Here is a 21,934-nt window from a genome sequence, read left to right as displayed (position 1 = left end):
CACTTTACACAAAGGATGGGATATCAATTGGATAAACGTCAATTTGAAATTTTAGATATGCTAGTTAAATTTAATACTGAAAGTCCACCTGGACGTAATACAGATCCATTGCAAGATGAAATCGAAACGTTACTTAAACAACTGGATTTTTCAATACAAAGAGAACAGTTATATGACAATGATAGTGTGATAGTAGCAACCTTAAAAGGACACAATCCTCAAGCGCCAAAACTGATATTGAATGGGCATGTTGATGTAGCTTCTGTAGATGATGATCAATATTGGCAGTATCCACCTTTTAAACTTACCAACAAAGATGAATGGCTATACGGTCGTGGCGTTAGCGATATGAAAGGTGGTATGTCTTCATTATTCTACGTCTTGGAACAATTACATCAAGAGGGTGTACGTCCAGAAGGTGATATTATTGTTCAATCAGTAGTCGGTGAAGAAGTAGGTGAAGCAGGGACTAAACGTGCATGTGAAATAGGACCTAAAGGTGACTTAGCTCTTGTCTTAGATACGAGTGAGAATCAAGCACTTGGGCAAGGTGGCGTGATTACTGGATGGATTACAGTTAAAAGTAAGAATACGATACATGATGGTGCGCGTAGTCAAACGATACATGCCGGTGGGGGCTTGTTTGGTGCAAGTGCCATTGAAAAAATGACAAAGGTGATTCAATCGCTTAATGAACTTGAAAGACATTGGGCTGTCATGAAGAAGAGCCCTGGAATGCCGCCAGGTGCGAATACAATTAACCCAGCTGTCATAGAAGGTGGACGTCATCCTGCATTTATTGCAGATGAATGTCGATTATGGATTACTGTTCATTACTTACCGAACGAAAGTTATGAATCTGTAGTTGATGAAATAGAGGAATATTTAAATAAGGTTGCAGAAGCAGATGTATGGCTCAGAGAGAATCCACTTGAATTTGAATGGGGTGGTACATCTATGATTGAGGATAAAGGAGAGATCTTCCCAAGTTTCACTGTGCCGACACATCATCCAGGTTTTAAGCAATTAGAAGAAGCACATGAACATATTCATAATAAAAAGCTTGAACATGGTATGAGTACAACCGTAACTGATGGAGGTTGGACAGCACATTTTGGCATTCCCACGATACTATATGGCCCAGGTAGTTTAGAAGAAGCACATAGCGTAGATGAGAAAATAAAAATAAAAGAATTAGCACAATATAGTGATGTTTTATATACATTTTTAAAAGAGTGGTATGTACACCCACAATCCTATAAATCATCATAGATAAAAAAGAGGTACAAGAACGACTTTTATACTCTCAAAAAGTTGAGTTAAAGTGATGTGTTCTGTACCTCTTAATTATTATAAAGAATAACAAGTTGAATAGTTATAAAAAGATATTTATTATTTTCGTGTTCATTTCATATAAAATACAATTGTCAAGGTGAGTTTATCTTTTAAATGTGTTTTTTAATTTTCGCATCCAACTACCACCACGTCTAGAATGAACGGGTTGTCCAGAAGGTTGTGCCGATTGTTTTTTTAGTTCTTCTCCATACTTAATTGCTTCTTGCATCAAGTAAGATTGAGAGTTTAAAGGTGATGAATTGTTTTCGACGTAATGATAAACGCCCTGTGCATCTTGGTAACGACCTTTTTGGTTGTCAGATAATTGTAAATTCATATAGTTAACTAATCGCTGTCCTATTGATTTATCTTCAACAGGGAATAATATTTCGACACGTTTAATCATATTACGTGTCATAACGTCAGCTGAAGATAAATAAATATGCGCCTCGCCATTATTATGGAAGTAATAAATACGTGAATGTTCAAGCAAACGACCCACAATACTAACAACCTCTATATTTTCGCTAATACCTGGAATGCCTGGTTTAAGACAACAGATGCCACGAATGATGAGTTGTATTTTAACGCCTGCTTGAGATGCTTCGAAGAGCTTTTCGATAATCGTTTTATCGGTTAAAGAGTTCATTTTCATCATAATTTTACCATTACCATGTTGTAAATGACTACGTATCTCTTTATCGATACGATCAATGAAGACGTCTCGAATATCGTATGGTGCTACAATCAATTTATTGTATTCTGGTTTTGTTGAGTAACCACTCAAGTAATTAAAGAAGTTAATTGCATCTTCAGCAATATCTTTATTTGTCGTGATGATACCCATATCTGTGTATAATTTAGCAGTTTTATCGTTATAGTTACCTGTACCCAAATGAACAAATGACGTCAGTTCATTATTGATGCGTTTAACGACTAAAGCAATTTTACTATGCGTTTTTAAATGTGTCATACCATAAATAACGTGACAGCCAGCATCTTCAAGCATACGTGCCCAATGTACGTTATTTTCTTCATCAAAGCGTGCTTTTAATTCTACGAGCACCGTTACTTGCTTGCCGTTTTCAGCAGCTTCTTTTAAGCTGTTAATAATAGGCGAATCCTTACTCACTCGATACAAGGTTTGTTTGATAGCGATTGTATTTGGGTCATCTGCTGCTTGTCGAATAAAGTCAACTATTGGTTCAAAGGATTCGTACGGATGGTGGAAGAATATATCTCTTTCTAATGATAATTGATAGATATTCTTGTTGCCTAATGATCTAGGTGGTTGAGGCGTATATTTCTCATATGTTAAATATCTGAGCTTATGAGATAGATGGTCAACCAATCCAAATAAGAATGTTAAATCAAGTGGCCCATCTAAATAATAAATATCATTTTCTTCAATTTCTAATTGATCGATTAACCATTCTACATTCTCTTTTTCAGAAGTGCGACAATCTAATTCTAAACGTACAGCCGAACCACTCTTACGTTCTTTTAAGAAACGTTCAATTTCTATAAGCAAGTCCTCAGCGCCATCTTCATGAATGGTTAAATCTGCATTACGTGTTATTCGGAAAGTAAAAGTATTTAGTACTTCGTATCCTGTAAATAGATAATTGATGAAATACGTAATCACATCTTCGACCATGACAACGTATTGTTTTGTACCCTCATTTAAAGTTAAAAAGCGTGGAATTAATGAAGGAATTTGAACGATAGCTGAATTAATGGCATCTTCCGTATCGATATCAACAAAAATATTTAAACTTTTATTATTTAACTTTGGAAATGGATGATACGCATCAATACCTAACGGAGTGAGTGTCGGTAAGACACTTAACTTGAACTCTTGTTCTAATTTTTCTATCAATGCATCTGATAAGTCTTCAGGTTTTACCATCTCAATATCGTAATTGGCTAATTCTTTAATTAATTCGTTATAACGTTGATATTGAGTGTTCACATAGTCTGTATTTTTAATTTTAATAGCATCAAGTTGTTCTTGAGGCGTCATTTGTGCTTTATTTTCAGGTTTGTCATATCCCATTTTGACTTGGTCTTTTAACCCAGCCACTCGAACCATAAAGAATTCATCTAAATTTGAACTAAAGATAGAAATAAAATTAAGTTTTTCAAGCAACGGATTATTTTTATCATATGATTCTTGTAATACTCTGTAGTTAAAATCTAGCCAACTTAACTCCCTATTGTTGTAATACTGCGGTAAATTAATATCTTTTTCTCCCAATCGAGTTTGCATACTATACATACACCTCATTAATTAATCTTTATTATGCACCAATCTAAAATATCATAATAATTTTAAGATTTTGTAAATATAATAGAAACCTTACCTTTTAAAATTTTCTCAATATGCTTTTTCTGACGATTTGCTTGGTATTCTTCTGCAATAGGTGATCCTTTGTAATAAACTATTAAATCGTATTTGTCATCTTTATTTGCTTTTAGTTTAACTTCCTCTACAAAGCTAGTATGTGAGATATTTAAGGTGTTTGCAAATTTAATAATCCCCCCTAAAGCTTGTATTGTATCTATTTCTTTATTACTAAACCACTGTGTTTCTTTGCAATAAAATTTAAGTAAAGATTTGTTTTTAAAACTAGCTAACAAAGCTAATTTCACACGATCTTTATGTGAAAAGCCGTTAATCATTGAATTTGCGATTAAGTAATACGTATGTGGTGAACTTGAGTCTGAATCAATAAAACTACCTAGATAATAAATGTAGGCACCTTCAATAAATAATTCTTTTTCAATTTCTGAAATATTAAGTGATCGTTCACTTATAATTTGATTCAATAAGGATTGTGCTAATTTCACACGACGATTAGCACTCGTTTCTTCAATATGATATTCGTTCGCTAAATGACGTAATGCATCTTTACGTACGTTACTTTTATTAAACTCATCAGGATATTGTTTGCTGATGTGGTTCATAATAAACCCTTCACGAATCCCTTTTCTTGAGAAGGTGAATTGTGTGGCGTCAATTTTTTTGAAAAGCGTTTTAAAGACGGAAATTGCCGGCAGAATGATATCGACGCGGTCACGACTTAAACCGTCTAGATTTGTTAGTTCGTCGCGAGAACTTTTGCGGATTAAATCATAAACATTGTTGATATCTTTCGAAGTCATCGTATAGTTATGAACGCCACCGATAGGGTATGCATGTGCTGATTGATGAATGCGTGCAACATTACGTGCAGAACCACCTACTCCTACAAGCGCAATATGTTGATTGGATAGCCAGTCTAGCTGACTAAATTGTTCACGTAAAAACTGTTCCATATTTTTAATGGCTGTTTTGTCATTATGTTCTTTATCACCAAAAAACTGACGCTTAAGTGATACCACGCCGAATGGAAAGCTGTGAGACTCTTTAAGTTGTTTATCTTTGAAAAGGGTAACTTCGGTAGAACCGCCACCGATATCGACAGAAATTCCATTTTCAATATCAGTAGTATGTGTAATCGCATAGTAACCGTAAAATGCTTCATCTTCTTCAGGTACAATTTGAATTTCGATATGAATATCTTGTTTAATTTCTTTAATGATAGCTTCACGATTTTTAGATTGACGAATAGCAGCTGTTGCGATGGGATATAATGCATCAACGTTAAATTTATCCGCAACTTTTCTAAAACTGCTTAATGTCTCTTTTAAAACATGAATACCTTCATCATTCATTTCATTGGACTTTGTGAGATATTGACTTAATCGTGCAGGTGTTTTTATATTCAGTATTTCATTGAGTCCAGTTTTTTTATTGTAGCCAAATATAACAAGTCGAATCGTGTTGGAACCAATGTCTATCAAACCAATTCTTTCTTCCATGTTTGCCTCCTATTATTCAAACAATACGTTTAAAATAATCCTTATTTAATTTTATTGTACATGATATAGATAAATTGAAAAGAACTTATAGTTAATTTTTCTGAAATTTTTAAGATGATTGATTAGTAATTATAATTTTTAAAAATATAATTTTACTAAAAAGAAAAGTACATAAGTGTATAACTTAACTCAGCTATTTATTCTTCGTGCGTCTTATTCTTATCACTGTTTAAGTTGATTCACATCGTGGAAAAAATAAACTAACATGATACTTAATTGTATTAAGTATGTACAAGTGATAGGAGAGTGACTTTGGATGGAACGTTTAGAAAACAAAATCGCAGTGATTACTGGTGCGAGTACTGGTATTGGGAAAGCATCAGCCGTGGCTTTAGCAAAAGAAGGCGCACATGTGTTAGCGCTTGATATATCAGATCAATTAGAAGAAACTGTACAGTCTATTAATGATAATGGTGGGAAAGCAACTGCATATCGCGTAGATATTTCAGATGATAAACAAGTCAAACAATTCTCAGAAAAAATAGCACAAGACTTTGGACATGTAGATGTTATTTTTAATAATGCGGGTGTAGATAAAGGCGCCGGACGTATTCATGAGTATCCAGTTGAAGTGTTTGATAAAATTATGGCTGTTGATATGAGAGGAACGTTTTTAGTAACTAAATTTTTATTACCTTTAATGATGAAACAAGGTGGTTCTATTATTAATACAGCTTCATTCTCTGGACAAGCTGCCGATTTATACCGTTCAGGGTATAATGCTGCAAAGGGTGGTGTCATTAATTTCACAAAATCTATCGCTATAGAATATGGACGTGAAAATATTCGTGCTAATGCCATAGCACCTGGAACAATCGAAACACCACTTGTTGATAATTTAGCAGGTACATCAGATGAAGAGGCCGGACAAACATTCCGAGAAAATCAAAAATGGGTAACACCATTAGGTCGACTAGGAACACCGGATGAAGTCGGGAAACTTGTAGCATTTTTAGCTTCTGATGATAGTTCATTTATAACTGGTGAAACTATTCGTATCGATGGTGGCGTGATGGCTTATACATGGCCTGGAGAAATGCTAAGTGATGAAAGTTGGAAAAACTCTACTAAATAAAATTATTGAAAATAAAGCATGCCTAAGACCTCATTTCTTGTCTCAGGCATGTTTTAATATATTGTCAGGTAATCACAGAAATAAATTTTATTTTTATTAAAGTATTTTAACAAATTTAATTTTGGTTATTGAGATGTGGCAGTAAATTCTAATATGAATGTTAACTTACTTCATTTGTGCTCTGGTAATGATTATTCTGAGCAGATTTCACACAATTTATACTGTGCATCAGCCCAATTTGATAAGTGAGTATAACCTTTTAATTCTTTAGTATTGATTTTAATGGTAATGTTTTCATCATTATTGAGTGTCTTACCACATTTTGAACAAGTCATAGCTCCAAATATAGTCTTTTTAGCTTTATTACTAGTAGAAAACATGATATGCCTCCTTCATTTACCACATAAGCGCTTGATAACTGTCATCATTTAATGAGCGAACAATCTCAGTAATTAAGCGCACTGAATTTGTATAATCATCAATGTTGAGCACAGATACATTAGAGTGCATGTATCTTAATGGCACGCCGATTGTAATTGTTGGGATACCTTCATTGGCTACATGAATGCTACCTGCATCTGTACCACCACCAGGTGTTGTTGCCCACTGTACAGGAATATTATGATGCTCAGCAACGTCTTTAATATGTTTGCGCAAACCATTGTGAGCGATACTAGTGGCATCCATTAATATTGCTAACGGGCCATCACCCAACTTACCTTCATTTTTTTCACTCGTCATACCTGGAACATCGTATGCAACCCCGACGTCCACAGCGATTGCTAAATCAGGTTTAATCAAATTTGCTGCAACTTTAGCACCACGTAAACCTACTTCCTCTTGTACAGTTGCACCGGCATATAGATTGATATCTATGTTTTCATCTTTAAGTTGTTGAAGTACATCAACAGCAAGTGCGCATCCATATCGATTATCGAACGCTTTAGCTGTTAAGTATTTATCATTGGCTAGCGATTCGAATTCGCTATAAGGTGTAATCATATTACCTAATTCAATTCCTGCTTCTTTCGCTTCTTCTTTACTACCTACACCAATATCGATATACATATTTTTAATATCAACAGGCTTCTTACGCTCTTCTGGTGAGAGGGCATGTGGTGGTTTAGAACCAATAATTCCACGTATCTCTTTACCACTTTCAGTAGTAATCGTCACTTTTTGAGATAACATGACTTGATTCCACCAGCCACCAATGGGCGTGAAATAAATGTATCCTTGTTCATCAATTTGTGTAACGATAAAGCCAATTTCATCTAAATGACCGGAAATCATTAAAGATTTAGTTCCATGAGTAGCATTCTTTTTACCAAAAATACCTCCTAATCGGTCTTCAACAATCTCGTCGCTGACAGGTGTTAAATAATCTTTCATCAACGATTTAACTTGCATTTCATGTCCAGAAATGCCATTAACATCTGTTAAAGATTTAAGTAATGCTTTAGATTCTGGCATAGTCATTCCTCCATTAATAAGTCTTTAAAAGTAGTATAACATTCTAAATAGTGAAATTCTGAATCCCATGTTTATAGATGTTTAAATTTTCAAAATAAAAAGATATTTATCTTCATATAAGTAACATATTCAAATTAAAGATGATATAATTAACATGATTAAAGATGAGAGAAGGCGACTACTATGAAAAAAGTCATATCGCTTTTAGTAGTAATAGTGATAAGTGCTGTATCTCTTTCAGCATGTGGGAAAGAACGCACAAAAACTTATGAAGGCGAAGTCAACGGAAAGCAAGTGATTACATCTTTGACATACAAAGATGATGAAGTTCTCAAACAATCTACTATAGCAACAGTTAAATATGATGATTTAGGCATTACTAAAGATGAAGCGAAACAAATGTTTAAAAATGATGAGCAAGCCTTTAAAGGGATAGAAGGTGTCACATATAAAGCTGATTTTAAAGATCGAAAGGCCATCGAACATATCGATATTGATTATAAAGATGCGGATATCGATCAGCTTAAGAAAAATTTAGGTTTCATATCATCCGATGCCAAAAAAGGTGACCATGTGAGTATGGATAGAGTTGTTAAACAACTCAAACGTAATGGTTTAAAAGATAAAAGTAAAATGAATGAAGATAATTAAATTGAAAAGGAGTGAGACAGCATTCTGTCTCGCTCCTTTTCGATGTTGTGATTTAAGAAATTAATTTAAGTTTATAATCCTGAATGGACGTTGTAGTGCCATCTAATTGTCTATAGATAATGTGATCGGAAGTAATCTCGGTTGGACTATGAACGCCTACAGCTGCAGCGATGTTAAATAATCCTTCATGCAAACTTGTAACATAATTTGTAACACGGTATTGTTTTTCATCAACAATAAGTCCCTTTTCTTTTTTAGGATCGGTTGTTGCTACTCCGACTGGGCATGTATTTAAATGACATTGTTGGCTCATGATGCATCCTACACTTATCATCATCCCTCTAGCAATATTGACGAGATCTGCACCTAATCCTAATGCAATTGCGATTTTATCTGGAGTCACTAATTTGCCAGACGCAAAAATTTTAACTTTATCTCTTATACCATACTTTTCTAACATACTTGAAACGATAGGAAGTGCTGTAAATAATGGTAAACCTACACCATCTTCAAGCTCTTGGAAAGTAGCGCCTGTACCACCTTCGCCACCGTCAACAGTAATAAAGCTTGGGTATGTATTCATGTTTACCATTGTTTTAACTAACGTCTCTATTTCTTCAACTTTACTAACAACAATTTTACAGCCTACCGGTTTTTGACCTATTGATTGTAATTGATTAACGAAATTCAGTAAATCTGTTGGATTTTTAATAAAATCAAAACGATTAGGTGAATTAATAGTTTCATATGGTTTCACATTTCTAATGCGTGCAATCTCTTCTGTGACTTTGTTGCCTTCCATATGTCCACCACGTGTTTTAGCGCCTTGTGCTAACTTGATTTCAAATGCACGTACATTGTCGTGTTCGGCAAGATTGATAAACATATCTTTATTAAAATTACCATCATGATCTCTAACACCAAAGAGTCCCGGACCTATTTGATAAATGATGTCGCCATTGCCTTTTAAATGATATTCAGATAGTCCGCCTTCACCAGTATTCATCCAAGTACCAGCTTTAGCTAATCCTTTTGACAGTGCAGTAATTGCATTTTTACCTAAAGCGCCATAACTCATCCCAGATTGACCAACTAATCGTTTAATTTTAAAGGGATGTTTAAGGTTAGAGCCTAATATGACTGCATGTTCATCAGTTAAGAAAAACGGATCAACCTGAGCGCTTTTTCTGTGTTCTTCTCTACTAAATAGGCGCTCATTCTCAATATGATATAAGAATGTAGAAATGAATTCAGTATGATCGATATGTAATTCAGTTGCTTGAAGTGGGAACATCGTATTCTGAATATAAAACCCTTCTTCATAATCCTTACCTGTACCGAAACTAGTCATTCGTGATTTATATTTTCCAGCTAAAACAATATTTTTATAATCACTTCGTGAAAAAGGTTTGCCTTCATTATCGTTTGCGAAGAAATATTGTCTTAATTCGGGACCGATTTTTTCAGAAATATAACGTATTCGACCCAAAACAGGAAAATTTCTTAGTACACTGTGTTGATTTTGACCTTTGTCTTTAAATAACCAAATAACCCCAAGAATCATAATCGTTAATAACACAATCATGATGATAATATTGACTATGAATTGCATGACAGTTAAAACTGACATAAACAATACCCCCTAAAAACGTTTTCAATATTATGATACAACACTGTATGCGTTTTACAATGAAAGTCTAATAGAAAAACATTAAAATTATTGTGCGGCTGTATTAAGATAAAAATATATGTTTTATGCGAGAAGAGGGACAATATGGATATTAAACAATCTTCAGAGAAACAAGGTCGACCGTATCATTTATCAGACAGTGGGACAGTTTTAAAAAGAAATTTTATATTAATACCAGCTTATATTTTATTACAAAGTATCGTACCAATCATTGTTGTTTTCGGCTCATTAGGGATCACTGCAATGATAACACAACAAGCACCACCACAATGGTTGTATCATTTTTCATTGAGTTTAAGTTTTGTGATTGCTCAAGGTCTAATATTAGTTATCTTTTATAAAATGCATCAATCTGAAATAAATGATGTGGTGAAGCAACAATGGATAGTTGCAAAGAATAAAATAATTAAAATTGTAATAGTTGCGATTGTTGTATATTTATTATTAATTATAGTTCGGGTGATTGGAACAGCATTACCTAATCATTTAAGTTATCATCTCACGCAATACGAACAACGTACATTAGGACTATTTAAATCACCTTATGTGTTGTTAGTTACTTTTATATCCATGGTATTCTTACGTCCAATGGTAGAACAAATCATTTATAGATATCTCATCATCCATGAATTAGGAAAAGTATGGAATAGACAATTTGTAATTGGTTTGTCTATTGTTATTGAAACGATCGTACATGTTTACGACATGGCATCGATTTTTGAAATTCTTCCATATATCGTTATTGCTTCAGCAGCTACAATACTATATATTAAATCGCGGGATAATTTAATTGTCGCTTATATATTTCAAGTGATTTTGCAATGTATCCTTTTTATAGAAATTTTAAGTAAGTATACCAACTTTTAAGAAGAAAAGTTCGAAATAGGAGTTTATTATGTCAAAGGAAGTACAACATTGTTATTGTCAAACTCAAACTACCGTTGAGGGAAAATTTAAATTAAAGAAAATAGTCAAAAGGGATTTTTTGCTTGTTCCTCTATATATTTTGGCAATTTTTATTTTACCAGATTTGTTCGCTAATATTACAACGTGGATATTAGCTATAGTTAATGGTTATTTATCTGAAGATTATTTAAATAGCTTTTATAATGATGCAAGTACTGTATATGCGTTTGTCGGAGAGGCAATTGTTATTCTTATTTTTTATTTATTACATAAAAGTACGATGATAACGACTGCAATGACTAAAATTAAAGAATTAAAAAAATATATACCTTTACTTATTATTTGTGCGTTAAGTACAGAGATTTTTACAAGTCTTTGGGAATATTCAATTGATTTTTTACCTGAACAGTATCAATATTATGAGACAGTTAATGAAGAGGGAATTGAAGAGTTATTTACACATACGTGGATAACACCCATACTATTTATAGATATTGTTATTTTTACACCAATCATTGAAGAACTTTTATTTCGTCATTTAATCATTCATGAACTAGGTAAAAAATTAACTTATGGTTTGATGTATATTGTGTCAGTAGTGGGATTTACATATTTTCATTGTACCGATGCAGTTTCACCATTTGAAGCAGGACCTTACTTTATTGCAGCAGTCGTATTTGTTATAGGTTACCATTTTAGCCACCGTAATTTAGCAGTACCAATTGCTTTGCATATGATTACAAATTTAATAGCATTTTGAACAGTGCTTCTACTTATACGATTGCGTTTAAGTAAACTATTACTTCATATTAGAACCCAACACTCTCAAATAAACTAGTTCAGATAATAAGTATTCTAGTGGTAGAAATTTAGCAGTTGCTATACTAATGCATATGATTTTAAGTGTGGTTGCATTTATAAGTGTATATACATCTATAATATAAGTGAGTGATTGAGTACTATAATTTAACAGGTACAAACTTAAATTTAATAATAATAAAATAGTCAAAATAGGGAATAGAGTTTAGTAATGTTGATATAAGGATGTGTTTAAATTGCTACTTAAGGTTGAACATCTTACATACAAGGTTGATAATCGTACGATTTTAGATGATATTAATTTGAATATTAATAAAGGAGACACGATTGCTATTGTAGGTCCTTCTGGAAGCGGTAAGAGTACTTTACTCAAACAATTGAATCATTTAATTAGTCCTACGAGTGGAGATTTATATTTGAATGATCAATCTTACTTTGATTATAAGCCGGAAGAGATAAGAACACGTGTGAGTTATTTAATGCAACAAAGTGAGTTAATTGGTTATACAATTGAAGATAATATGAAATTTCCTGCTGAGGCTAGAAATGAAACTTTTGACCGTGATAAAGCGAAACAACTCATCTCTCAAGTGGGACTAGGTAATTATCAGTTAGATGCTCAAATTGAGTACATGTCTGGGGGAGAGCAACAACGTATTACCATCGCACGACAACTCATGTATGAACCTGAAGTTTTATTATTGGACGAAGCTACTAGCGCTTTAGATACATATAATAAAAAGAAAATTGAAGAAATTATATTTAAATTAGCGGATAAAGGGATTGCCATTTTGTGGATTACGCATAGTGATGACCAAAGTATGCGTCATTTTAAGCGTAGAATCACAATTACTGACGGTAAGATATCGAGTGATGAGGAGTTGAATGGTAATGAGTAATACAGCACTTTGTCTGACAGCACTTTTATTACTAATCCCTATCTTTATTTCTTATAAAGAAGGATTACATATTATCAAAGATTTAGTTATTGCTACAATTAGAGCAACCATACAATTATTGATTTTAGGTTTTTTATTACATTATATTTTCGAAATTAATGAAAAATGGTTATTAGTGCTTTGTGTGTTAGTCATTATTATTAATGCATCTTGGAATACAATAAGTCGTGCTTCACCTGTCATGCATCATGTTTTTTGGATATCATTTGTGGCTATATTTGTGGGAACAGCACTACCATTGGCGGCAACTGTTGCTACAGGTGCAATTAAATTTACAGCGAATGAAGTGATTCCAATTGGAGGTATGTTAGCTAATAATGGTTTAATCGCGATTAATCTCGCTTATCAGAATTTAGAAAGAGCATTTGTTCAAGATGTTTCTGATATTGAATCCAAACTTACGTTAGCAGCGACACCTAAGCTCGCATCAAAATCATCTATTAGAGAAAGTATACGCTTAGCGATTGTTCCTACAATTGATTCTGTAAAAACATATGGTTTAGTTTCAATTCCAGGTATGATGACGGGATTGATTATCGGAGGCGTTGACCCACTTCAAGCAATAAAATTTCAATTGCTTGTCGTGTTTATTCATACAACAGCGACGATTATGTCTGCACTCATTGCAACGTATATGAGTTACGGTCAGTTCTTTAATGCTCGTCATCAACTCATTGCTAGAACGCAACGCACAAGACAAAGTAGTTAAATATCGTTGTTAACCTACACAGTACAGCTTTAAATATTATATAATAAAACAGTTATAAACAATGATAAGTTTGTAGCTGTTTTATTTTAGTCAAAATCAATAGTTACGTCATTACTTTGAAAGGGGCATCTAGATATTATGACTGTCGCACGCACAACAACATTTATATTAAGTGTTTTTATCGTAGGTATGGTTGAGATGATGGTTGCAGGTATTATGAATTTAATGAGTCAAGATCTTCATGTTTCTGAAGCGGTGGTCGGGCAACTGGTGACGTTGTACGCGCTTACCTTTGCGATATGTGGTCCGTTATTAGTGAAATTGACTCATCGGTTTGCTTCGCGATCAGTATTATTATGGACGTTAATTATCTTTATCTTCGGGAATGGTATGATTGCCATTGCGCCTCATTTTGCAATAATAGTTGTAGGACGTATTTTATCTTCTGCCGCAGCTTCACTCATTATTGTGAAAGTTTTAGCACTCACGGCGATGCTCACATCAGCAAAAAACAGAGGTAAAATGATTGGCATCGTTTATACAGGTTTTAGTGGGGCGAATGTCTTTGGTGTTCCCATCGGTACAGTGATTGGCGACTGGGTAGGATGGCGATTTACATTTTTATTTATTATTGTTGTAAGTGTATTTGTTGGTATTTTGATGTTAATATATCTACCAAAAGAAGATGAATTGTCACATTCAAATCAAACACTTCGTTCAGCTAGTATTGAATCACAAACTGGCTCAAGCGTCATAAGACCTCGTGAGGTTATTAAATATCTGATGATTACATTTTTAGTACTGGTTGCTAATTCTGTAACATTCGTCTTTATTAATCCATTAATTTTATCCAATGGACATGAAATGTCTTTTGTGTCTTTAGCACTGCTTGTTAATGGTGTAGCAGGTGTGATCGGTACTTCATTAGGCGGTGTTTTATCTGATAAGTTTACTAGTAAGCGTTGGTTAATAATTTCGATTTCAATATTTATAATAATGATGATAATTCTTAATTTATTATTACCAGGAACAGGCTTATTATTAGTCGGCTTATTTATGTGGAATTTAATGCAGTGGAGTACAAATCCAGCTATTCAAAGCGGTATTATTGAACACGTCGAAGGTGATACAAGCCAAGTGATGAGTTGGAATATGTCGAGTCTCAATGCCGGTATTGGCGTTGGCGGAATCGTAGGTGGACTCGTTATGACACATTTATCAGTGAAATATGTTACTTATACTAGTGCATTGATAGGTTTAATTAGTCTTATCATTGTATTCACTTTAAAAAATAGACACTATGCTAAAAATTTATGACTGGAAAAGGTTTGCACGATAGCACTTAGAAGTATCTTTATGATATTAGATTTGTGTATGTTATCAGTGCCTTTTCCAGTCTTTATTTATAGATATGTAACGCTTGATGTTGAGGTTCATAACATTTCCATGGCATCCTACCTTTTCGGGCAAAATAAGCTAAGTCAGATATCATGTTACGACTTAAATTCATATCATGTTGGGTTACAGAATAATGATTTTTAGTCAAAATAGAGAGGTGACCAAACCAAAATACTAAATCCAATATATGATATGCACTTTTAAAGTAGGAGGTATGGGGTTGATGCCAATCAAAACGTGCTAGCCAAGTGTCGCAACTATTCATTTGATTTAAAAATAGATAAGTCGGACGAACAAAACAATGCTCTGTTATTAAATTTCTTTGTTGTTTCATTGTAATGACATCAATTTTTTCGACGTGTGCACCATATTGAGTCATCAAGTGAATAAAACGTTCAGAAGGTAAAGTGCGTGTTGCGTCTTCAATATAAATATCACCTTCATCGTGTGTATAACTCATGAATGTCGGCTTTGAGAATTTTTTAATGGATCGTGACATATGATGATCTTTAATAGGTTGATAAATCAAATCAAGTCCACGAGATCTTCCGCGCTCTATTTTTTGAGACTCCATTAGATATAAAATGTCATCACTGGTAAGTGTCTTAAGTGTTTTATTAGGAAAATAATGTCTCATGAGTTGTGAAAAATGTTGTACTTTAGTATGTGCATTGAGTGGTGTATCAGTTGTTAACGTTCCACTTAATAACATTACTTTATGATAATAATCATCAAGTTCAGGCATTTGCATTAATGTCATGATACTCATACTACCCGCAGATTGACCTATTAGTGTCACGTTATTTGGATCACCGCCAAAATGTTCGATATATTGATGTACCCATTTTAAAACGTTAATTTGATCAGAAATCCCATTATTATAGTTCAAATGTTGATTAAAATAAGACCAATCTAGGTAACCGAGTGCACCTAAGCGATAATTAAAAGTAACTACTATTATATTTTCTTGTTCTACTATGTGTTCAGGACAATATAGTTCAGCTGTACCATGTCCTTGAAGAAAACTACCACCATAAAAGTAAATCACTACAGGTAAATGATTTTGATTGGATGATGGTTTCCAAATATTTAAAAATAGGCAATAATCATTTTGTTTAAAAGAATTAAACGATGAATCTGTCATTGAAAAAAAGTCTTCAAGTGAATTGTAGGGTTGTGGTGGGATAGATTGAATATGAGTTGCATCAATCATTGGTTCGCTTAGTTCCATAAGCTTTGAATGTTGGAATCGAGATATCTTATTGAATGGTTTGGCATATGGGATACCTAAGAATGCATCAATATTCTTTTTGTGTAAGCCATTGATGGTACAGTTACCTATCTTGACTTGAACCATGTTTGAACACACCTTTACATATAAAGTCGTAGCTTAACTATAACATGAAAAATAATATGTAGATGAAATGTGACCAATTAATTAAGGGAAAAGAATTGTTGATGATTGACTTGAATAATGTGTTGAAGAATTAAATTTACAAACGAAATAAAAATGATATTAAGTGTATAACTGAATATTTAACGAATGATATCAGATAGAATTATATGAACTTTTGAATTTAATTCATAATTACTGGTATATTAAAAAGCTTGAGACAATGATGATAGTCCCAAGCTTTTATTATAAATATTTTATATTCTATAAGCTGTCGTCTTATTGATTTTGTTCTTGTCTATCGCGTTCTTTCCAATCTTTATGACGCGCTTTTTTTCGTGTTTTACGCAATTTGTCACCCATTTTCTTATTCAACTTGTTTGCACGTTTGAAATAAATACTTTCAAAGTAACTTGTCGTACCTAGTTGATAGAAGATTAAAGCAACGATTACGATGACTAAGAAATCCCATGGATAGTGAATCCAATTTAAGCCTTTGAACTCTTTACTTCCAATAAATGATAAGAATGCGAGAACAATAAGATAGATAATAATCCATAAGCTTCCGCCAATTTGTTTTTTAGTATTCTTCCAATTCATTTTATATTCATAGAAGAAATAAATAGGTAAACCTAAAATAATAATTAAAATAACTTCTGCTGTTGTTGGCCACATTGCCCAATAGATAGCTAATGATGCTAAAACAAAGGATAAAGGTGCCATAAATTTTAAAATATTAGCTTTGAATGGACGAGTCATTTTTGGTGCCATTTTACGCAATGAAATAACCGTTGTTGGACCAGTTAAATATGCAACTAATGTTGCAGTAGAAATAACTGCAGCTAGTGTACCCCAGTCGCGGAACAATGTCACCATAATCATACTGATAATTGCATTAAATGCAATGGCAACACGTGGGATATTATACTTTTTATTGATTTTACCTAAGAATTTAGGAATATGCCCATTTTCTTCCATAGCGCGTAACACACGTCCAGTAACGGCAACAAAAGAAACTCCAGTACCAAACGGTGACACAACTGCTTCCATATAAAGTAATATCGCTAACCAGTTAAGACCTAATAAAATTGCCATATCTGCAAATGGTGAATTGAAATTGATACCGCTCCATCCATGTTCATGCAACATCGAACTTGGCATTGATGTAATGAACGTACTTTGTAAAACAATATATAATATAGCACTTAATGTAAGTGAAATAACAATCCCACGTGCGATGTTTTTCTCTGGATTCTTAATCTCTGATCCCATGTTAATAATTGTCTGGAATGCATTAAATGAGAAGATAATTCCAGATGTTGTTGTTGCAGCAAAAATAGGTGCACTTCCGTAAGGCATAAATGTACCGATAGAGTGTCCATAATTACCTGTATCAAAACCGGAAACCATTAACATAATTATGGTTAAAATAGGGACACCTAATTTGAATACTGAAATTAAACTTGTAAATGATGTTAATAATTTTACTGACCAATAGTTTAATAATGAAAAGATTGCAATAATGATGTAAACAGCGATCAAACCGTAAGTACTGATTGAGCCATCCTTCATTAAAGATCCCATTGGTTTAGCCCAATCCCATGGCCAAGAACTCATATATTGAACAGCAGACACTGCTTCAATAGGGATAATTGTTACTAATGATACCCAGTTCGCCCATGCTGCAATAAAACCAAGTAATGAGCCGTGAGTATACTGTGCATAGTTACTCATACCGCCTGATTGAGGGAACATAGTTCCTATCTCAATATAGTTATAGGCAATCGTTCCAATGACTAAGAAACCGATAACCCAGGAAATGATGGCGGCTGGACCGGCCATTGAAGATGCCTCCCACGCTCCAAATAACCAACCTGATCCTATTAATGAACCAAGACCAAGGAGGACAAGTTGAGAAAGGCTTATCTTATTACTTTTTGATTTGTTTTTATTTTTCATAAATACTCCTTTATATATGTTGAATAATCAACAAAAATATTACGCTATAATTATACGCTAGTTAAAACATTAGTCAAACTAAATTTTTGTAATAATACAATTAATATTGTTTAATTAAATATCAATAAATAACATATATATAATATGAGAAGGTAATGTTAATTAAAAGAGGTGTAGTAATGAATGAATAAACAAAAAAATGAGCAAGTTGATCAATTTTTAGCTAAAGAAAGCCAATGGCAAGATTGTTATAAATTTTTGAGAAATTTAATTTTTAATGAAACTGAACTTGAGGAAAATTATAAATGGATGCATCCTTGTTATACGATAAACAATAAAAATGTTGTGCTAATACATGGATTTAAAGGTTATGTAGCGTTGCTTTTTCAAAAAGGAGCAATACTTGAAGATAAGTATCACACATTGATTCAACAAACTGAAAGAGTACAAGCAGCACGACAATTACGTTTTAACAGTTTAGAAGAAATAGAAAAGCGTAAAGATGAAATAAAATACTACTTGAATGAAGCAATTAAAACTGAAAAAGCTGGTAAAAATGTACCAATGAAAAAGAATGAAGATTATGAAGTACCTGAGGAGCTACAACAAAAATTTGAAGAGTTCCCCCGTTTAAAAGAAGCATTTTATCAATTAACGCCAGGACGTCAACATCAATATCTATATTATTTTTCACAGGCTAAACGTAGTCAGACGCGATATAATCGTATTGATAAATATATTAACGCTATACTACAAGGTAAGGGCATGAACGATAAATAGATATACAAAAAGGTTGGGATTACCCCAACCTTTTTGCATAAAATGAATGATATTCTGTTTAGAATTATTTTTGGTCTCCATTTAAACGCACTAAAATTTTAGCTTGAGATTTATCGTTTACAAGTTGATTGAAGCCACTTTCAACAATATTCTCTAATTCAATTTGATCTGTTACGACATCTTTAACATTTAAGCTACCATTAGCGATTAAATCTATTGTTTGTTGGAATGTAGTTGGTGTATAAGCAATTGTAGTTGTTAATTTGACACCTTTATTCATTTGTAATAATGGATTGAATTCTACGGGATGACCGAAGATTGATACGATGACAGCAGTACCACGTGGACGTGTTACTTCAATAGATTGTTGTAAAGTAATACCTACACCAGCAACTTCAAATGACACATCTACACCGTTGTCAGTATGTTCATAAACTGTTTGTACTGGATCGACGTTACCTGAGTTATACACGTGAGTCGCACCCACACTTTTAGCTTTCGCTAAACGTTCTTCTGATAAGTCAAAGACAAATATTTTACTTGCACCAGCAGCTTTTGCTGCAACAATAGTTAACAAACCAATTGGCCCAGCGCCAAATACCGCTACAGTATCACCGAATAATAATTCGCCTTCTTTAACTGCTTGGACAGCAACTGCTGTTGGTTCTACAAGAGCACCTTCTCGTGCTGAAACATTATCTGGTAGATGGTAAACATTTGTTTCAGGAGCATTGGTAAATTCGGCAAACGCACCATCAGAACCTAGTCCTATAAATGAATAACCATCATATAAGTCAACATTTTCCGGCTTTTCTCTTCTAGACACTGTTGGATTAACTACCACACGATCCCCTTTTTTAAAACGTGATACGTCTTTACCAACATTTTCTACGACACCAGAAAATTCATGACCTAGAGTCACAGGTGCAGTTTGACCAAGTAGTGGGTCCGGTTGATCAGTTGAAATAAAAATAGGTCCTTCTAAATATTCATGTAAATCTGTACCACAGATACCAGCCCAAGAGACTTTAACTTGAACTTCATTGTCTTTTATTACTTTGGGTTCGCGATCTTCAACGCGTACATCCTTTTGTCCATACCATACTGCTGCTTTCATAATAAAAACCCCTTAAATATAAATTTGACTGCAAAATATGAATATCAGTCTTTAATGTGATGTAATAATTCTTATTACATTTTGAGCATAATACTAAAATGCTCTGTTTTCAAGAGAACACCGACATATAATGTGATATTTTTCACAATATTATAAAAATTAAACTTTTAATTCGTAGATAGTGAATCATTTACATAAACAACCGTAGATTTCTTAATTTATAATTTTTTTAACATAGAAATAATTATAAAAATTCTGTGAAAAGTGTTTATTTTCAACTCATTGGGTATATATTAGTATCTGTCTCTGTTTTCATGTATAGCATATTAATGGTTAATGTTTAAGACTATTAATTTAACGTAAAAATATATAAGCAAAGGCCTTTGTCTTTTGTTTAACTTTAGTCATTATTTGTTTAACAATTGCATCAGAGGTCTTTTTTTAGGTCATGGAACAAGACATTCTTTATATAGGAAGGGGAAGACAATTATGTTAAGTATTAAAAACTTAACCAAGATTTATTCAGGGAATAAAAAAGCGGTAGATAATATTTCTTTGGATATTCAATCTGGTGAATTTATCGCTTTTATTGGGACGAGTGGTAGTGGTAAAACAACTGCACTACGCATGATTAATCGTATGATTGAGGCGACAGATGGCCAGATTATGATGAATGGAAAAGATGTCCGTAATATGAATCCTGTTGAATTGCGGAGAAGTATCGGTTATGTCATTCAACAAATTGGTTTGATGCCACATATGACTATTCGAGAAAATATTGTTTTAGTACCTAAACTTTTAAAATGGTCTAAAGAGAAGAAAGATGAAAAAGCTAAAGAACTTATTAAACTGGTAGATTTACCTGAAGAATATTTAGATCGTTATCCAGCTGAATTATCAGGAGGGCAACAACAACGAATTGGTGTTGTACGCGCTTTAGCAGCTGAACAAGATATTATATTAATGGATGAACCTTTTGGTGCATTAGACCCTATTACACGCGATACATTACAAGATTTAGTAAAGGAATTACAACAAAAATTAGGAAAAACATTTATTTTTGTCACTCATGATATGGATGAGGCCATCAAATTAGCAGACAAAATATGTATTATGTCTAAGGGAAAAGTCGTTCAATACGATACACCTGACAATATTTTACGATATCCAGCAAATGACTTTGTTAGAGATTTTATTGGGCAAAATCGCTTGATTCAGGATCGTCCTAATATGAAATCTGTAGAAAGTGCTATGATCAAACCCGTCACTGTTAAAGCAGATGATTCATTGAATGATGCTGTAGATATTATGAGAACACGTCGTGTAGACACTATTTTTGTAGTCAATAATCAAAATAAATTATTAGGATTTTTAGATATTGAAGATATCAATCAAGGATTACGTGCGCGTAAAGAATTAATTGATACCATGCAAAGGGATGTTTACAAAGTACATATCAATTCAAAATTACAAGACTCTGTGCGTACAATTCTAAAACGTAATGTTAGAAATGTACCTGTCGTCGATAATGATGAACATCTCATTGGTTTAATTACACGTGCAAACTTAGTCGATATTGTGTATGACTCAATTTGGGGCGAAGAAGATTCTGATAGTCATGAGAGCCCAATTGAAAGCTCAGATGAAAATAATCATGATTTACCGCAAAATCAAACTGATGCACGAACAAACGTAAATGAAGATGTGAATGATTATCATGATGCTCAACATAGAGGTGAGGATTAA

General features: G+C 33.2%; 18 protein-coding genes. 10 read left to right on the top strand and 8 right to left on the bottom strand.

The window, feature by feature from the left end; all coding sequences use genetic code 11:
- The first annotated feature begins 15 nt into the window (after nucleotides 1-15).
- Nucleotides 16-1,272: an acetylornithine deacetylase gene (locus tag HMPREF3058_RS05760; RefSeq protein ID WP_080033752.1), complete on the top strand. Its 1,257-nt coding sequence runs from the start codon at nucleotides 16-18 to the stop codon at nucleotides 1,270-1,272.
- Between the two features lie 166 nt (nucleotides 1,273-1,438).
- On the opposite strand, the gene HMPREF3058_RS05755 is transcribed toward HMPREF3058_RS05760, so the two are convergent.
- Together HMPREF3058_RS05755 and ppx are read right to left on the bottom strand one after the other, a co-directional pair.
- Entirely contained in the window at nucleotides 1,439-3,604 is a 2,166-nt protein-coding gene (locus HMPREF3058_RS05755; RefSeq protein WP_002491068.1) for an RNA degradosome polyphosphate kinase, read from the bottom strand.
- 62 nt (nucleotides 3,605-3,666) lie between these two features.
- A complete protein-coding gene (gene ppx / locus HMPREF3058_RS05750; protein ID WP_002491125.1) occupies nucleotides 3,667-5,199 on the bottom strand; it encodes an exopolyphosphatase in 1,533 nt (510 codons plus the stop codon).
- Nucleotides 5,200-5,515: 316 nt separating this feature from the next.
- Between ppx and HMPREF3058_RS05745 the strand changes: the two genes are divergently transcribed.
- A complete protein-coding gene (locus HMPREF3058_RS05745; protein ID WP_002491102.1) occupies nucleotides 5,516-6,334 on the top strand; it encodes an SDR family oxidoreductase in 819 nt (272 codons plus the stop codon).
- A gap of 191 nt (nucleotides 6,335-6,525) precedes the next feature.
- Here the strand turns inward: HMPREF3058_RS05745 and HMPREF3058_RS05740 are convergent, their stop codons facing one another.
- Together HMPREF3058_RS05740 and HMPREF3058_RS05735 are read right to left on the bottom strand one after the other, a co-directional pair.
- Entirely contained in the window at nucleotides 6,526-6,714 is a 189-nt protein-coding gene (locus tag HMPREF3058_RS05740; RefSeq protein ID WP_002475840.1) for a hypothetical protein, read from the bottom strand.
- A 16-nt stretch (nucleotides 6,715-6,730) separates the two neighbouring features.
- Nucleotides 6,731-7,807, bottom strand: a complete 1,077-nt coding sequence (locus HMPREF3058_RS05735; RefSeq protein WP_002491059.1) for a M42 family metallopeptidase — start codon at nucleotides 7,805-7,807, stop codon at nucleotides 6,731-6,733.
- A 183-nt stretch (nucleotides 7,808-7,990) separates the two neighbouring features.
- Here HMPREF3058_RS05735 and HMPREF3058_RS05730 point away from each other — a divergent pair, with 183 nt between their 5' ends.
- The gene (locus HMPREF3058_RS05730; RefSeq protein ID WP_002447151.1) at nucleotides 7,991-8,458 is read left to right on the top strand and encodes a YehR family lipoprotein; all 468 of its coding nucleotides are present in this window, start codon (nucleotides 7,991-7,993) and stop codon (nucleotides 8,456-8,458) included.
- 52 nt (nucleotides 8,459-8,510) lie between these two features.
- On the opposite strand, the gene HMPREF3058_RS05725 is transcribed toward HMPREF3058_RS05730, so the two are convergent.
- A complete protein-coding gene (locus HMPREF3058_RS05725) occupies nucleotides 8,511-10,088 on the bottom strand; it encodes an FMN-binding glutamate synthase family protein (protein WP_002486432.1) in 1,578 nt (525 codons plus the stop codon).
- Between the two features lie 144 nt (nucleotides 10,089-10,232).
- Here HMPREF3058_RS05725 and lnsB point away from each other — a divergent pair, with 144 nt between their 5' ends.
- The 5 genes from lnsB to HMPREF3058_RS05700 all read left to right on the top strand — a co-directional run bounded on the left by lnsB (nucleotide 10,233) and on the right by HMPREF3058_RS05700 (nucleotide 14,858).
- Nucleotides 10,233-11,015 (top strand): CPBP family lipoprotein N-acylation protein LnsB, encoded by a 783-nt coding sequence (gene lnsB / locus HMPREF3058_RS05720; RefSeq protein WP_002491050.1) that lies wholly within the window; start codon nucleotides 10,233-10,235, stop codon nucleotides 11,013-11,015.
- A 28-nt stretch (nucleotides 11,016-11,043) separates the two neighbouring features.
- A complete protein-coding gene (locus tag HMPREF3058_RS12290; RefSeq protein WP_002491107.1) occupies nucleotides 11,044-11,814 on the top strand; it encodes a CPBP family intramembrane glutamic endopeptidase in 771 nt (256 codons plus the stop codon).
- A gap of 295 nt (nucleotides 11,815-12,109) precedes the next feature.
- Complete coding sequence (locus HMPREF3058_RS05710) at nucleotides 12,110-12,772, top strand: ABC transporter ATP-binding protein (protein ID WP_002491011.1); 663 nt, start codon at nucleotides 12,110-12,112, stop codon at nucleotides 12,770-12,772.
- Nucleotides 12,765-13,541, top strand: coding sequence for an ABC transporter permease (fetB, locus tag HMPREF3058_RS05705; RefSeq protein WP_002458165.1), 777 nt, complete (start codon nucleotides 12,765-12,767; stop codon nucleotides 13,539-13,541). The genes HMPREF3058_RS05710 and fetB overlap by 8 nt, the downstream gene beginning before the upstream one ends.
- Nucleotides 13,542-13,679: 138 nt before the next feature.
- Nucleotides 13,680-14,858 (top strand): MFS transporter, encoded by a 1,179-nt coding sequence (locus HMPREF3058_RS05700; protein WP_002489494.1) that lies wholly within the window; start codon nucleotides 13,680-13,682, stop codon nucleotides 14,856-14,858.
- Between the two features lie 82 nt (nucleotides 14,859-14,940).
- Here the strand turns inward: HMPREF3058_RS05700 and HMPREF3058_RS05695 are convergent, their stop codons facing one another.
- On the bottom strand, nucleotides 14,941-16,296 hold the full coding sequence (locus HMPREF3058_RS05695) for a carboxylesterase family protein (RefSeq protein ID WP_002489495.1): 1,356 nt from the start codon (nucleotides 16,294-16,296) through the stop codon (nucleotides 14,941-14,943).
- A 315-nt stretch (nucleotides 16,297-16,611) separates the two neighbouring features.
- Complete coding sequence (locus HMPREF3058_RS05690) at nucleotides 16,612-18,291, bottom strand: APC family permease (protein ID WP_002490662.1); 1,680 nt, start codon at nucleotides 18,289-18,291, stop codon at nucleotides 16,612-16,614.
- 183 nt (nucleotides 18,292-18,474) lie between these two features.
- Here HMPREF3058_RS05690 and HMPREF3058_RS05685 point away from each other — a divergent pair, with 183 nt between their 5' ends.
- A complete protein-coding gene (locus HMPREF3058_RS05685) occupies nucleotides 18,475-19,071 on the top strand; it encodes a YdeI/OmpD-associated family protein (RefSeq protein ID WP_002474814.1) in 597 nt (198 codons plus the stop codon).
- A gap of 64 nt (nucleotides 19,072-19,135) precedes the next feature.
- Here the strand turns inward: HMPREF3058_RS05685 and HMPREF3058_RS05680 are convergent, their stop codons facing one another.
- Nucleotides 19,136-20,188 carry a 2,3-butanediol dehydrogenase gene (locus HMPREF3058_RS05680; protein WP_002447161.1) on the bottom strand — a complete coding sequence of 351 codons (1,053 nt, stop codon included), beginning with the start codon at nucleotides 20,186-20,188 and terminating at the stop codon, nucleotides 19,136-19,138.
- Between the two features lie 489 nt (nucleotides 20,189-20,677).
- Here HMPREF3058_RS05680 and HMPREF3058_RS05675 point away from each other — a divergent pair, with 489 nt between their 5' ends.
- Nucleotides 20,678-21,934, top strand: coding sequence for a betaine/proline/choline family ABC transporter ATP-binding protein (locus HMPREF3058_RS05675; protein ID WP_002447162.1), 1,257 nt, complete (start codon nucleotides 20,678-20,680; stop codon nucleotides 21,932-21,934).

The sequence above is a fragment of the Staphylococcus sp. HMSC068G11 genome, from assembly GCF_001815825.1.
Classification (GTDB): Bacteria; Bacillota; Bacilli; order Staphylococcales; family Staphylococcaceae; genus Staphylococcus; species Staphylococcus epidermidis.
The sequence above is the reverse complement of the archived record's forward strand: the minus strand, read 5'-3'. Positions and strand labels throughout refer to the sequence as shown.